Source organism: Nonomuraea spiralis (assembly GCF_014648435.1).
GTDB classification, from domain to species: domain Bacteria; phylum Actinomycetota; class Actinomycetes; order Streptosporangiales; family Streptosporangiaceae; genus Nonomuraea; species Nonomuraea spiralis.
Genome location: NZ_BMRC01000045.1, coordinates 1 through 14705, shown reverse-complemented (window position 1 = coordinate 14705; position 14705 = coordinate 1). Strand labels below are relative to the sequence as shown.

Genomic DNA, 14705 nt, shown 5'->3' with positions numbered 1-14705 from the left:
GGGGCGACCGTGGGGCTTGGGTCTGGCCACGATCGAGCACGGGCACCTTTGTGGGCTTGGACAAGAATCGCCGCCGCGCTGTGGCTTCAATCGTGGGTTACATCACCCAGCGCCGAGCTGGCTCGTCCCGCCGGCCGCAGAGGAAGTCACGCGCCAATGGTCCGAAATCGCCCTTTTCGTGTCTCGATTTCCGTATTGTGCTCGACGGTCGCGCTGGCTGCCTGCTCCAACGGTGGGAGCACCGGTAGCTCGTCCGGCGACGACTATGCCGACGGCGGCTCGCTCACCATCGCGATCGACAGCGACCCCGGTGCGCTCGACCCGCAGCGCTCGGTCAACGGCGTCAACAAGATGATGGCCGTCTTCGCCTACGACACGCCCGTCAAGCTGCTGGACTCCGGCGAGGTGGCGCCCAGCGTCGTCAAGTCGTGGACCGGCGAGGGAACCTCCTACACGCTGACCGTCCGCGAGGGCGTCACCTGCTCGGACGGCTCGCCGATGGACGCGCAGACGGTGGCCGACAACATCAACTACGTGGCCGCCGAGGGCAACGGCTCGCCCATGCGCGGCGCCGCCGTTCCCGCCGGCGCCACGGCAACGGCCGACAAGGCCGCCGGCACCGTCGCGGTCAAGCTCAAGGAGGGCGCGCCCTTCTTCTTCCAGAACCTGGCCGAGCTGCCGCTGGTCTGCTCGAGCGCCATCAAGAACCGCGACTCCCTGAAGGCGGCCTCCGCCGGCTCCGGTCCGTTCGTCCTCTCCGGCGTCCAGGCCGGCAACCAGTACACGTACACCCGCCGCGACGGGTACGCCTGGGGGCCGAACGGCGCCTCGACCGCCGAGAAGGGCATGCCGGCGAAGGTGACCTTCAAGCTCGTGACGAGCGTGACCACGACGGCCAACCTCCTGCTGAGCAAGGGCGTCAACATCTCGTACCTGTCCGGTGCCGACACCCAGCGGCTCAAGGCCGCCAAGGTGTTCTCGGACGGCGGCAGCATCATCGACGACGAGCTCACCTTCAACCAGGCCGCCGGTCTGCCGACCGCCGACGTCAACGTCCGGCGCGCGCTCGTCGGCGCTCTCGACATGAAGGAACTGGCCCAGGTCGCCACCAGCGGCCTCGGACAGGAGGCCAACGGGCTGCTGACCGACCCGAAGATCTGCAGCGGTGACACCGTCACCCCGAACAAGCCGGCGTACGACGCGGCCGCGGCGGCGGCGCTGCTCGACCAGGCCGGCTGGACGGCCGCCGACGGCGGAGTCCGGGCCAAGGACGGCAAGCCGCTCGAGGTCGCGTTCGTCTACGACAACGAGGACACCACGACCGCGGCGGCGGCCGAGTACATCGGCCAGAAGTGGACGGCGCTGGGCGTCAAGGTGGACCTCAAGGGACAGTCGTTCAACGCGCGGTCCGATGTCGTCTTCGGCGGCAAGGGCCCGTGGACCGCGACCCTCATCGGCCTCGGCGTGTCCAACCCGGCCACGCTCGTGCCGTTCTTCTCCGGCGCCACCCCGTCGCAGGGCGGCATCAACTACGGCTCGATGCACAACGACGTCTTCGACAGCTCGATCAAGGCGGCGCAGGCGAAGTCCGGCACCGGCGGCTGCGCCGACTGGAACGCGGGCGAGGGCGCCCTGATCAAGGACGCGGACATCACCCCGATCGCCGTCTCGCCCTACCTCTACTGGGGCAACGGGGCCAAGTTCGACGTCGTCGCCCGCGTGCTGGAGCCCACCTCGCTCCGGGTTCTGCGCTAGGTACGGCGGGGAGGATGGGAGGTTCTGTGAAGTCGTCGCTGCGCGCCAGGCACCCGTGGCCGGTATTCCTGATCCGGCGGCTGGGAAGGTTCGTCGTCTCGCTGGCGGTCGTCGTCACCGCATCGTTCGCCATGGTCCACGCGCTGCCGGGCGACCCGGTACGCGGAGCCCTGGGCCTGATGGCGCCGCCGGAGACCATCGCGGCCGCCCGGGAGCGTCTCGGGCTCAACGACCCGCTGTGGCGGCAGTACCTGGACTATCTCTGGAACCTGCTCCACCTCGACCTCGGCACGTCCCTGGACACCCAGACGCCGGTGCGGGAGAAGATGGCACAGTTGGTGCCCGCGACCCTCCAGCTCGGCCTGACCGCGTTCGTGGTCTGCCTCGCGGTGGCGATACCGGTGGGCCTGCTCCTCGGTATCGCCACCCGGGACGGCCGGGGCCGCGGCCTGCACTTCGGCTTCGGCGGCGTGACCGGGCTCGCGCTCTCCGTGCCGGACTACCTGGTGTCGGTCGGACTCGTGTTCGTCTTCGCCGTCTCCCTCAATGCGCTGCCGGTCGCGGGCCTGTCCGGTCCCGCGTCGTTCGTGCTGCCGGTGACCGCCCTCGTCGTGGGGCCGGCCGCCTACCTGGCGCGGATCGTCCGGGCCGAGACCCAGCGGGTGCTCGGCGAGGACTACATCCGGGCGGCGCGCGCGAAGCGCCTCCCGGCGCGGCTGATCTACCTGCGGCACGCGCTGCCGAACACGCTGACCCCGACGCTGACCGTCTCCGGCATGATCCTCGCGTCGATGGTGGCCGGCACCGTGCTCGTGGAGAACGTGTTCGCCTGGCCCGGCGTCGGCGCCGAGCTCGTGCATTCGGTGCTCGCCAAGGACTACCCGGTCGTCCAGGCGGTCGCGCTCTTCTTCGGCGCCGGCATCCTGCTGATCAACCTCGCGGTCGACATCGCGATCGCCGTCATCGACCCGCGCTCGACGATCAAGGAGAGCTGACGTGTCCTGGTCACGTACCCGCCATCACCTGTCGTCGCCGCTCGGCGTGGTCACGGTCGCCCTGCTGCTGCTCCTGGTCGCGACCGCCGTCGTGGCGCCGCTGCTGCTCGGCGACCGGGCCACGGAGATCGCGGGCGGCGCGCTCCAGGCTGGACCGTCGGCGGCGCACCCGTTCGGCACGGACGCCCTCGGACGCGACGTCCTCACGCGGACGCTGGTGGCCACCCGGCTGTCCCTCGTCCTCGCTCTGCTCGTCGTCGGCATCGGCGTGGCCTGCGGGCTGATCATCGGCACCGTCCCCGTCGTGCTCGGCCGGCGCGCCGGCCGAGCGGTGGTCGCCGTCCTGAACCTGATGGTCGCCTTTCCCGGGCTGCTGCTCGCCCTGTTCCTCGCCATGATCTTCGGAGTGGGGGCGCGCGGCGCCGTGCTGTCGATGGCGATCGCCTTCGCGCCCTCGTTCGCGCGGCTGACCCACACCACCGCCAGCGGCGTCGCGAACGCCGACTACGTCTCCGCCGCGCGACTGCTCCGGGTCCCGCGGTGGCGGATCCTGATTCGCCACGTCATCCCGAACATCTCGGAACCCCTCGTCATCAACGCGACCAGCCAGGTCGGGGCGGCGCTGCTCAGCATATCGGCACTGTCCTACATCGGCTTCGGCGTGCAACCGCCGCAGTACGACTGGGGACGCATGCTCGCCGACGGGCTGCCGGCCATCTACACCAACCCGGCGGCCGCGCTCGCGCCGTCCATCATGATCGTCGTCGCGGGTCTCGCATTCGTCCTCGCCGGCGAGCTGCTGACCCAGGTCCTCGGCGGCAGCCAGCACGGTCACCTCCGGCTCCCGTCCCTCAGGTCCCAGCGCCGGGACACGGCCCCGGCCGAGACGCCGCCACCGGGCGACGAGGTGCTCCGGATCGAGCGCCTGACCGTCACCGTACCCGGCGAGACCGCGCCCTTCTCCCCGGTCGTCGACGTCAGCATGCGCCTTCGCCGAGGCGAGATCGTCGGGCTGGTCGGCGAGTCGGGATCGGGCAAGAGCCTCACCGCCATGGCAGCCGCACAGCTCACCTCGTACCCGAACGTCGCCGAGGCCGACGTGCACCAGATCAAGGGCAACGAGCTGCGGCGGATGCGCCCCCGCGACCGCGAGCGGCTGCTCGGCACCTCGCTCGCGATGGTGTTCCAGGACCCGATGTCGTCGCTGAACCCGACGCTCAAGGTCGGACGCCAGCTCGCCGAGGTCGCTGAAACCCACGAACGCCTCGGCCGCCGGGACGCGTGGCGACGAGCCGTCGACCGCCTCAGCGCAGTGCTGATCACCGACCCGCAGGCGCGGGCGAAGCAGTACCCGATGGCGTTCTCCGGCGGCATGCGCCAGCGCGCGTCGATCGCGATGGGCCTCATGGCCCAGCCGGCGCTGATCGTCGCCGACGAGCCGACCACCGCCCTCGACGTGACCGTCCAGAAGGAGGTGCTCGGCCTGCTGCGGCGCATCTCCCGGGAGAGCGACGCCGCCGTCCTGCTGATCAGCCACGACATCGCGGTGGTGGCTGAGAACGCGTCCCGGGTCCTGGTCATGTACGCCGGCCGGGTGGTCGAGGAACTGCCGGTCAGCGGGCTCGCCGAGGCCGCGCATCCGTACACCCGCGCGTTGATCGCGAGCATCCCGGACATGTCGACGGACCGGTCGCGGCCGCTCGCGAACATTCCCGGCCGCCCGCCGCACGCCTCTGACCTGCCGCCGGGCTGCGCGTTCGCGCCCCGGTGCGGCCGGGCGGACGACCGATGCCGGCAGGCGCGTCCCGAACTGGCCGACTCGGGCGGTGGCGGCGCCGTCGCCTGCTGGCATCCGCTGCTGCCGGTCCTGGAAAGTGAGGCGTGACGTGCTCGAGCTCCGCGACATAGTTGTCCGGTACGGCCACAATCAGGGCGCCGTGACGGCCGTCGACGAGGTCAGCCTGACCGTGGCGGCCGGCTCGGTCGTCGGGCTCGTCGGCGAGTCGGGGTCCGGCAAGTCGACCCTCGCCCGGGCGGCGGTCGGCCTCGCCCCGCTCACCTCGGGCACGATCCTCTGGAAGGGGGCGGGGCTCGACCCGCGCGGCCACCCGCCGCTGCAGTACGTGTTCCAGGACCCGTACGCGTCCCTCAACCCGCGGATGAGCGTCGGCGCGTCGATCGCCGAGGGCCTGCCCCGGGCGATCGGGCGGCGGGAGCGGCCGGCCCGGGTCACCGAGCTGCTCGAGATGGTCCGGCTCGATCCTGGCGACGTCCACAAGCGTCCCCGGCAGCTCTCCGGCGGACAGCGGCAGCGCGTCGCCATCGCCCGCGCCCTCGCCGCCGAGCCCGAGGTCCTGATCGCCGACGAGATCACGTCGGCGCTCGACGTCTCGGTCCAGGGTGCCGTGCTCAACCTGCTCAAGGAGATCCAGACCCGGACCGGTGTCGGGATCCTGTTCATCTCGCACAACCTCGCCGTGGTCCGCTACATGGCCGACTCGATCGCGGTCATGAAGTCCGGTCGGCTCGTCGAGCACGGTACGACGGAGGACGTCATCGAGCGTTCCGCGCACCCGTACACGAAGCAGCTCCTCGACGCCGTCCCGACCATGACGATGGGTAATGGCAGCTCATAGCCGAGAGTCGATGCCGGACTCAAGGTGTCCAAGCCGTTCCTCATCGACACCTACTCGACGCTCGACCTGGTGGCGGCGGGCGCTGATCCTGCGCCCGCCGGGCGCCGTACCTGTGCGGTGCCAAAACGCGGACACTGTTGCTGAGCTGGGCGTTTGTCGGGTGATCAGGCTGCTCTGTGGTACTCGTTGATCAGTCCTGTGACGGTCCTTCGACGGTGGATTCCGGGAAGTCATGTCGATCACCTCGCTGGGATCGTGCATTGGCGGGCGGAGCGGACGGCCCTGATGCGGGCGATGATGGTTGAAATGGCGCTCGTACACGGTCAGGACCTTGCGCAGGTGCCGCTCACCATGGATGAGCAGGTGATCGAAGCACTCGCGGCGTGGCGTCCGGGCGGGGAAGGCGCCGCCCCAGGTCATGTTGCGCTGCCTGGCGGGCGGTGACCGGGGACCGGCCGAGGAGCCGCACGCCGGGCCGGCCGATCCACCACGTCGGCGCGGCTCGCGCCGGGCGCTCTTGATGCCCAACATCCGCGCCCGGGGAGCTTAGAAGAGTCATCGTCCACGTCGTAGTCCATGCAGCGCCAGAGCCAGCCCTGTGACCGCCAAGGCCGCATCGACTGGAGGCCACATCGTGGGGATCAGCCACACCAGCACCCCGACGGCGACGCCCAAGAGGAGGCAGGCCAGTGCGGTGATCACATGCTGCGGCACGAAGAGGCCGGGGCCGCGCTCCGCGGGCCGGCGGGGGCGGGGCTTGCGGAGCGCTGTCCTGTCCTGCACGGCGGTGTGGTAGATGGCGAATAGGGCCATGGCGCCCAGAGTGAGGTAGGGCATCATCGGTGGGTGTTCCTTCCCGTGGTTGTGACGCCTCGCGGGCACTCCTGTGCCGTGTCCGGTGACAGAGGGCGGCCTGGGTGGGCCTCGCTGGCGTGGTCCTCGCAGTCGGGGACGTGTTCCCAGCATGGGGATGTGGCTAGGGGCGTTTCCGATCTTGGCCAAGGTCTTCCGTCGAGGGCGCGCATCGTTCCATCTGGCTACGTTCGCTGACAGACGTTGACGCTTCACACCAGGTGCGGGGGCACTTCCACAGAGCGGGTTTTACGTTTTCTTCCGCTCTGGGATGCTCGACGCATCATGAGCTCACCCGCCGTACCCGCAGCCGTCCCCCCGGGCGCTGACGACGCTGCTGCCGTGGCCTTGGCTGCGTTGCGCGATCAGTTGGGCCATGCGCACCTGTACAGTGGCGCGCCGAGCTTTCGCGAGATCGAACGCCGTACCGGTAAGGCCTTGAGTCACACCACCGCCAGGGCGGTGGTGCGATGCGAGAAGCTCCCCCGTTGGGGGCAGGTCGAGCTCGTGGCAGAAGCGCTGGAAGCCGACCCGGAGGACTTCAAGCCGCTGTGGGTGACGGCCCGCGCCGCCGCACTTGCTCGCAGTTCTCCTTCGCGCCCTGATAGTGACTCGGCCAGGACACATCGCCAGCTACCGGCATCTGCCCAGCAGGTCGGCGAGCCCCTCACCGGCCACCAGGGATTCGTCTACGCGGTTGCCTTCCACCCCGACGGCCGCCTGCTGGCGACCGGCGGCTACGACGGCACCGCACGGCTGTGGGATCGTCGCACCGGCCGGCAGGTCGGCGATGCCCTCACCGGCCACGCGGCAGGCATCGGCGTGGTCGCCTTCCACCCTGACGGCCATCTGCTGGCCACCGCCGGTGACGACGGCACCGTCCGCCTGTGGGACCCCGGCACCGGCCAGCCGGTCGGCGCCCCCCTCACCGGCCACCACGGATTCGTTACGGTCGCCTTCCACCTCGACGGCCACTTGCTGGCCACCGCCGGTGACGACGGCACCGTCCGCCTGTGGGACCCCGGCACCGGCCAGCCGGTCGGCACCCCCCTCACCGGCCACCAGGGACGGGTCGGCGCGATCGCCTTGCACCCCGATCGCCACCTGCTCGCCGCCGGTGGCGATGACGGCACCGTCCAGCTATGGAACCCCTCGACCGGCCAGCAGGTCGGCGCCCCCCTCGCCGGCCACCACGGATTCGTTACGGTCGCCTTCCACCCCGACGGCCACCTGCTGGCCACCGCCGGCTCCGATGGCACCATCCGGTTGTGGGATCCCGCCACCGGCCAGCCGGTCGGCGATCCCCTCACCGGCCATCAGGGACGGGTCTTTGCGGTGGCCTTCCACCCTGGCGGCCATCTGCTGGCCACCGCCGGCGAAGACGGTACCGCTCGGCTGTGGGATCCTGGCACCGGCCAGCCGGTCGGCGACCTCCTCGCCGGTCACGCGGCAGGCGTCGGTGCGCTCGCCTTCCACCCCGACGGTCACCTGCTGGCCACCGCCGGCGATGACGGCACCGTACGGCTGTGGGCGTTGGCGGCCGAATTGTGGCCCAGCCGGGAGTTCCTGTACGAGCGCATCCGCCGCTTGCAGGACCACCTGGAAAGATCCCGCCCGCGGAATCAGCTGGCGGCAAACCCGCAAGGCATCCAGCGGTTACCTGCTCTCTTGCAGCACCCGCCCTCCGTACGCGCGCTGGCCGTCCATCCTGGCGGCCACCTGCTCGCCACCGCCGGCGACGACGGCACCGCCCGGCTGTGGGACCTCTCCACCGGCCGACAGGTCGGCGTGCCCCTCACCGGTCATCAGGGACACGTCCGCGCGGTTGCCTTCCACCCCCGCGGCCACCTGCTCGCCACCACCAGCGACGACAGCACTGTCCGGCTGTGGGACCCCTCCACCGGCCGACAGGTCGGCGAGCCCCTCACCGGCCACACCGGACGTGTCTATGCGGTGGCCTTCCACCCCGACGGTCACCTGCTCGCCACCACCGGCGCCGACAGCACCGTGCGACTGTGGAACCCAGCCACCGGCCAGCAGGCGTTGCAGCCCTTCACCGGCCATACCGGACGCGTCCGCGGTGTCGCCTTCCACCCCGATGGCCATCTGCTGGCCACCATAGGCTCCGATGGCACCGTGCGACTGTGGAACCCCGACACCGGCGAGCAGACCGGCGAGCCCCTCACCAGCCACTGGCTAGCCGTCTACGCGATCGCCTTCCACCCCGGCGGCCGTCTGCTTGCCACCGGCGGCGCCGACGGCACCGTGCGCATGTGGAACCCCGACACCGGTGAGCAGGCCGGCGAGCCCCTTACCGCGTACCATCCCGTCAACGGTGTCGCCTTCCACCCCGACGGCCACCTGATCGCCACCACTGGCGAAGACGGCACCGTGCGACTGTGGAACGTAGCCACCGGCCAGCCGATCGGCGGGCCCCTCACCGGCCATCGGGGACGTGTCCTCGCGGTGGCCTTCCATCCTGACGGACGCCTGTTCGCCACCGCCGGTGACGACGGCACCGTGCGACTGTGGCCGTCCGAAACGCAGGGCTCCGCGTCAGGCAATCCGTGGCCCACTGGATCACAACCCCTCGGTTAGTAGCTCTGGCCCGGACATAAGGGCGAAGCCGGTCACGTTGCGTGGCTAGTTCTGTACGTTCACGTGGCGGAGTGCTCACGTACGAGAGTGCGCCTGCCGATAATTGCATCCGGCCAGGTCATGGCCGTGTGGGGGCTCCGTCCTCGAACGGCAGCTCGGCCCTGATATCAGGGTGAGATTTGCCCCGGAGGACCGGCCCTTTCTCGCCGCCCTCCTCACTTCGCTGCCACGCGAGGTCCTGCGCCGATTGCGGCTGCTCATCCGACCGGGCACCGTCCTGCGCTGGAACCGAGATCTGATGCGACGGCGTCATGCCCGTACCTGCCGGCCGAAGCGGCCCGGGCGCCCGCCCACGGTGCGCTCTATCCGTGCCCTCATTCTGCGCCTGGTCCGGGAGAAGCCCGGCTGGGGCTATCGGCGGTTCATGGTGAGCTCGCCGCGCTCGGTATCAAGGTCGCACCGTCCACGGTGTGGGAGATCCTCAAGCAGGCAGGTGTTGATCCGGCGCCCGACTGGGCGTCCACCACGTGGGCTGACTTCCTGCGCTCGCAAGCCGACGCTCTACTGGCCTGTGATTTCATCGAGACCATCACTTTGAACGGGCAGCGCCCGTACATCCTGGCGGTCATCGAGCCTGCCACCAGGCGTGTCCGTGTGCTGGGTACCACCGCTCATCCAAGCCCGAGCTGGGTTGCCCAGGCGATCAGGAATCTGGTGATGGATCTGGACGATGCGGGCCGTCGGGCGCGCTTTCTGATTCGAGACAGGGATGGGAAGTTCCCGGCCCTCATGGACGAGATTCTCGCCGGGGCCGGCATCAAGACGGTGCTCACCGGTACCCGGATGCCGCGCATGAACTCGATCATGAAGCGGTGGGTGCAGTTGTGCCGCCGCGAACTCCTCGACCGCTGCCTCGTATGGAACGAACACCACTTGCGGCACGCCCTACGGGAATACGAACACTTGTACAACCACCATCGTGCCCACCAAGCCTTGGACCAAGCGGCGCCGCTGCGCACTGTCCCCGATCCGATCACGGACCCAGAGCAGATCATCGACCTGAACATACGCCGACAAGACCGGCTAGGCGGCGTCCTCCGCGAGTACTCGCATGCGGCTTGAACTGCATGGATGCGATTTTCGGCAGGCGTAGGGCGCCGCCACCCCGACTGATGCTCGTCGATGCGTGCGAACAGCTTGCTCGGGTTCGGCGTGGCGTAGCGCGCGCGGTGGCGCACTGTGCGCGTATAACTACTCTGTGCCAAATGAAGTACACAAGGTGATTTGTGTCGGGGGCGGACCCGCTGGCCTGTATTTCGCGATCCTGATGAAGCTGCGCGATCCTTCGTGTGACATATCCGTTTTCGAGCGCGGTCCGGCGGGTTCGACGTACGGCTGGGGCGTGACGTACTGGGGCAGCCTGCTCGACCGGCTGTACGAGAGCGATCCCGAGTCGGGCCGCGCCATCGGCGAGGCGTCCGTACGGTGGCAAGAGGGAAAGGCCCTCGTCGGCGGCCGCACCACCACGCACCGCGGCGACGAGGGCTTCGGCATCGGCCGCCACCGGCTGCTCGGCATCCTGGCCGACCGGGCGATCGCACTCGGCGTGCGGGTGGAGTTCGAGCGCGAGATCCTCGGCGAGGTCCCGGACGCCGACCTGGTGGTGGCCGCCGACGGGGTGAACAGCCCGCTGCGCGGCCGCCACGACTTCGGCACCGAGGTCGCCACTGGGGGCAACATCTACATCTGGCTCGGGACCACCAGGGTCTTCGACGCCTTCACCTTCGCCTTCGTGGAGACCGAGCACGGCTGGATCTGGTGCTACGGCTACCCCTTCGACGACGAGCGCAGCACCTGCGTGATCGAGTGCGCGCCCGCCACGTGGCTCGGGCTCGGGCTCGACCGCGCCGACGAGGTGGGCAACCTGGAGCTGCTGGACAAGCTGTTCGTCGACCTGCTCGACGGGCATCGGCTCATCGGGCGCGGGCAGGGCGTCGCGCAGTGGCTGCGCTTCCAGACCGTGACGAACCGCTCCTGGCACCGCGGCAACCTCGTCCTGCTCGGCGACGCCGCGCACACCACGCACTACTCCATCGGCGCCGGGACCACGCTCGCGATCGAGGACGCCATCGCGCTGGCCGGCGCGATCGAGCGCCACCCCGCCCTGGCCCCCGCGCTCGCGGCCTACGCGCGGGAGCGCAAGGCCGCGCTGTTGCCGGTCCAGAGCGCCGCCCGCTACAGCGCGCGGTTCTACGAGGACCTGCCGCGCTACCTGCGCCTGGAGCCCGCGCAGATGTTCGCGCTGCTCGGCCAGCGGCACTCGCCGCTGCTGTCGTACATGCCGCCGCGGCTGTACTACCGGCTCGACCGGGCGGCGAGCCGGCTGGAGGTGCTGCGCAAGATCAAGCGCTGGGCCGGGCACCGGATCGCCGGGTCACTGCAGTCGTTGTCGCGCTGACGGGGGCAGCGCAGGTCGCGGACGAGGCGGCCGATGACGGAGTGGACCCTGCCGTCGTCGAACGAGTCCGGGCCGATCAGCAGGGTCACAGCCCGCCGCCGCGGAGTTTGGGAGACCCGGCGCGGGCCTTGGACCAAGCGGCTCCGCTGCGCACTGCTCCTGATCCGATCATCGATCCCGAGCGAATCACCGACGTGAACATACGCTGACGAGACGGGTAAGGCGGCATCCGTGTGGATCGTGAGTCGCGGGGTCAGGCGTTACCCAGAACGAGCCGTCCGCAACGGTCGCCGATCATCATCGACGGGGCGTTGGTGTTGCCGGAGGTGATGCTGGGCATGATCGCGGCGCTGGCCAGCCGCAGGCCGCTGACGCCGTGTACACGCAGTTGGGGATCCACGACGGCGTGCCTGTCGGTGCCCATCCGACAGGTGCCGACCGCGTGGAAATCGGCCTGCGAATAGGTACGCACCGCTTGGATCAGCTCCTTGCGGGTGTTGACCTCAGGGCCGGGGATGGCGTCGTCGTCGATCATCCAGTCGCGCAGTCCCTTCGCGTTGATCAGCTCGATGGCCAGCCGGTAGCCATCGAGCTGCGTCTCGAGGTCTTCTTTGGTCCGCAGGAAGTTCGGCTGGATGATCGGCGGTACGGCTGGGTCGGCCGACCGCAGCTTGACATACCCTCGGCTGGTCGGGCGCAGGTTCATCACACCGACCGCCTGCGAGTTCCCGAAGAAGGGCGGATACCCTCCCTCGGCCAGGTAGTAGATCTGGCCCTGGTACCTCGGCGTCCCTGGCACCCGGCCCCTGCCGGTGAAGACACTGACGTCCATCGAGGTGATGTGCGTCGCGGGCTCGGGCGTGCGGAGTCTCCTCAACGCCACCGAGATCAGGTGGTCGTGCAGGTTGGCACCCACGCCGGACAGGTCGGCGACGACCGGGATGCCGAGTCGTTCCAGATCTCGCGCCGCACCGATGCCGGACAGCTGAAGCAGGCGAGGGGTGTTGACCGTGCCCGTGCTGAGGATCACCTCCCGCTCTGCCCGGACGGTGAACTGGCGGCCACCGGCGTTGATGACGACACCGTCGATCGCGTTCCGGCGGTCGAACGTCAGCCGCGCGACCTCCGCGCCCGTCATGATCGTCAGGCGCGGGTCGGTGAGGTACGGGACCAGGAACGAGGTGAACGCGTCCTGGCGAATTCTGTCCACCACGTTGAGCTGCGTGTAGGAGACACCGAACTGGGTCGCGCCGTTGTAGTCCGGATTGAACGTGTAGCCGAGGTCGACGGCCGCGTTCACCGTGGCCTGGGAAAGCAGGTTGCGCCGCGTCAGCTCGTCCGACGGCTTGATGGGCCCGGACAGCGCTTCCAGCGACGGTCGCACGCTCGCGTAGTCCCAGCCGGTGGCGCCCTGAGCGGCCCACCTGTCGTAGTCAGCCGGATTGCCGAGAACCCAGACCATCCCGTTCACCGAGCTGCTGCCGCCCTCGAGCTTCCCGCACACGAACGACTGCCGCACGTTCAACAGCTCCCGCTGCGGCATCGACTCGTACGGCCAGACGAGCCCTGAGTTCGGTGCCGCCGCCATGGCTGACTTGGTGAAGTCCCGCACCACCGGCAGGTCGTTCGTGCCGCCGGCCTCGATCAGCAGCACACTCGCCCCCGAGTCCGCCAACAAACGCGCGGCCAGCGTGCACCCGGCCGAGCCGGCTCCCACGATCACGTAGTCGTGGCGGCGAGTTGCCGCGGCTGCCGTCCCCATGGTCGAGGCGAGCGCCACCGACGCCGCCGACACACCGAACAGAGTGAGCAGATTCCGTCTGGTGAGACTCCCGTCCCGCACCCGGCGAGCGATCTCGTCCGGGTCTCGCCAGGTGTTCTGATCCTTACTGGACATCGGCGTCCCTTCGGGTTGGAGTGGTACCGCCACGCCGCCGATCCCGTGAATGGTCACCCACAAGTCGCTGCCACCGCACCATCACGGTTCAACGAAACAACTGCTCACGTAGTCTTCTCGATGCCGACCGGCCGTATCTGTTTCTCAACCGACGGTTGTTGGATGCGTACGAGATTCCCCACGGATGATCATTTGGGACGTTGGCGCGATGCCAAGCGGCAAGTGGAGCTTGCCGTACCGCGGGCTCCTTGTCGTTGACGGCCCGCGCCATCATCTTGTCCGTCCGTGCCATCACGTGACGTTGTCGGTTGCCGCGGGTCCCGTGTCCTCACCGAGACCGCTGGGCGTTGTGCCGGTGTTCGCTGGGGGACATCCCGTAGGCAGCGCGGAAGGTGCGGCTGAAGTGAGCGGGGTTGGTGAACCCCCAGCGAGCGGCGATGACGTGGATGGGACGTGTGCGCCGACGGGGATCGATGAGGTCTCGGTGGCACTGTTCGAGTCGGTGTCGGCGTATCCAACCGGCGATGGTCGCGCCGGTGTCGTTGAACAGTCGGTGCAGGTGCCGGGTGGAGATGTGGTGGGCTGCGGCTATCATCCCCGGCGACAGGTCGGCGTCGCCGAGATGCTGGTGGATGAACGCTTTGGCCTGGCTCAGGAGAGTCAGTCGGTGAGCTGGACCAGCGGGTTGGCGGTCGTCGAGCTCGTTGGCCAGAAGCGCGCTCAAGAGCTCCAGCAGAACGGCGCCCACTCGTGGGCCGTCGGCGGACCGGAACTGGCTCGTGTCGGCAAGAACTCGGCCAATCATCTGAGTGAGCAACATGCCGACTCCGGATCGGCCGGGCAGAGGCCTGACCATCATTTCTCTCAGGTCAGTTTCGGCCAGCGGCAACAACGCGCGAGGCACCTGGAGAATTGTCACCCCAGCGCCTGTGCCGTTGTCCGCGGCTATGTGGGAATCGAAGGCATGTGAGCTGTCAAGGGCTATCAATTCACTCGGGCGCAAGATCATGTCCCTGCCGAGTTGGGAGATGCCCATGATTCCGCACGGATTCAGGGCGAGCTGACAGGTCTCCGGGTCGCTCCGCCGGATCAGCTCCTGGGTCCGACGTGATCGCATCGGCGGGAACCTCAGCACCGACATCTGCACGACATCAAGATCCAGCGCTCGTGTCTCCGCGTGAAAGTCGTCGGCGTGGTCAGAGCTGATGGCGGTTGGGAGCAATGATCGAGCGGTCATCTCGATCCAAGAGTCGTATCTGTCCGCAGCGGCCAGCTCATCCGTACGAAACACAGATTCGATCACGGTTCCCCCAGTGAAGTGATCTCAGCGAATTTCTGGTAGCCAGTTGTGCTCGAAATGGGTGAGGACAAGGGCGGCGCGGGCGATGTCGCCGATCGCGCTGGGACTGGCAGTGAGCCGTTTTCATCCCCGTGCGGTGAGTTGCTGATCACAGCATCATCGCGAGGTTGACGTTCGCCTGATGACATGGCGAAACCCCTGGTAGACGGGTTGA

The 14705-nt window shown here is 69.0% G+C and carries 11 protein-coding genes; 8 read left to right on the top strand and 3 right to left on the bottom strand.

The window, feature by feature from the left end:
* The first annotated feature begins 195 nt into the window (after positions 1 to 195).
* The 5 genes from IEZ27_RS49590 (at position 196) to IEZ27_RS49570 (ending at position 5830) form a co-directional block, all read left to right on the top strand.
* Entirely contained in the window at positions 196 to 1755 is a 1560-nt protein-coding gene (locus tag IEZ27_RS49590) for an ABC transporter substrate-binding protein (protein ID WP_189653637.1), read from the top strand.
* A 14-nt stretch (positions 1756 to 1769) separates the two neighbouring features.
* Positions 1770 to 2750 (top strand): ABC transporter permease, encoded by a 981-nt coding sequence (locus tag IEZ27_RS49585; RefSeq protein ID WP_189653636.1) that lies wholly within the window; start codon positions 1770 to 1772, stop codon positions 2748 to 2750.
* A gap of 1 nt (position 2751) precedes the next feature.
* Positions 2752 to 4635 carry a dipeptide/oligopeptide/nickel ABC transporter permease/ATP-binding protein gene (locus tag IEZ27_RS49580; RefSeq protein WP_031169951.1) on the top strand — a complete coding sequence of 628 codons (1884 nt, stop codon included), beginning with the start codon at positions 2752 to 2754 and terminating at the stop codon, positions 4633 to 4635.
* A gap of 1 nt (position 4636) precedes the next feature.
* Entirely contained in the window at positions 4637 to 5386 is a 750-nt protein-coding gene (locus IEZ27_RS49575; RefSeq protein WP_189653635.1) for an ABC transporter ATP-binding protein, read from the top strand.
* Between the two features lie 285 nt (positions 5387 to 5671).
* Positions 5672 to 5830 (top strand): hypothetical protein, encoded by a 159-nt coding sequence (locus tag IEZ27_RS49570; RefSeq protein WP_189653634.1) that lies wholly within the window; start codon positions 5672 to 5674, stop codon positions 5828 to 5830.
* Between the two features lie 111 nt (positions 5831 to 5941).
* Here the strand turns inward: IEZ27_RS49570 and IEZ27_RS49565 are convergent, their stop codons facing one another.
* Complete coding sequence (locus tag IEZ27_RS49565; RefSeq protein ID WP_189653633.1) at positions 5942 to 6226, bottom strand: hypothetical protein; 285 nt, start codon at positions 6224 to 6226, stop codon at positions 5942 to 5944.
* Between the two features lie 354 nt (positions 6227 to 6580).
* On the opposite strand from IEZ27_RS49565, the gene IEZ27_RS49560 reads away from it, so the two are divergent.
* The 3 genes from IEZ27_RS49560 (at position 6581) to IEZ27_RS49550 (ending at position 11294) form a co-directional block, all read left to right on the top strand.
* Positions 6581 to 8836 carry a WD40 repeat domain-containing protein gene (locus tag IEZ27_RS49560; RefSeq protein WP_189653632.1) on the top strand — a complete coding sequence of 752 codons (2256 nt, stop codon included), beginning with the start codon at positions 6581 to 6583 and terminating at the stop codon, positions 8834 to 8836.
* Between the two features lie 468 nt (positions 8837 to 9304).
* Positions 9305 to 9958 (top strand): integrase core domain-containing protein, encoded by a 654-nt coding sequence (locus tag IEZ27_RS49555; protein WP_229825048.1) that lies wholly within the window; start codon positions 9305 to 9307, stop codon positions 9956 to 9958.
* 280 nt (positions 9959 to 10238) lie between these two features.
* Positions 10239 to 11294, top strand: a complete 1056-nt coding sequence (locus IEZ27_RS49550; RefSeq protein ID WP_229825047.1) for an FAD-dependent monooxygenase — start codon at positions 10239 to 10241, stop codon at positions 11292 to 11294.
* Positions 11295 to 11547: 253 nt separating this feature from the next.
* Here IEZ27_RS49550 and IEZ27_RS49545 read toward each other — a convergent pair whose 3' ends face one another.
* Both IEZ27_RS49545 and IEZ27_RS55695 read right to left on the bottom strand, forming a co-directional pair.
* A complete protein-coding gene (locus IEZ27_RS49545) occupies positions 11548 to 13248 on the bottom strand; it encodes a GMC family oxidoreductase (RefSeq protein WP_189653630.1) in 1701 nt (566 codons plus the stop codon).
* A 271-nt stretch (positions 13249 to 13519) separates the two neighbouring features.
* Positions 13520 to 14428 carry a helix-turn-helix domain-containing protein gene (locus IEZ27_RS55695; RefSeq protein ID WP_379478724.1) on the bottom strand — a complete coding sequence of 303 codons (909 nt, stop codon included), beginning with the start codon at positions 14426 to 14428 and terminating at the stop codon, positions 13520 to 13522.
* Between the last annotated feature and the right edge of the window lie 277 nt (positions 14429 to 14705).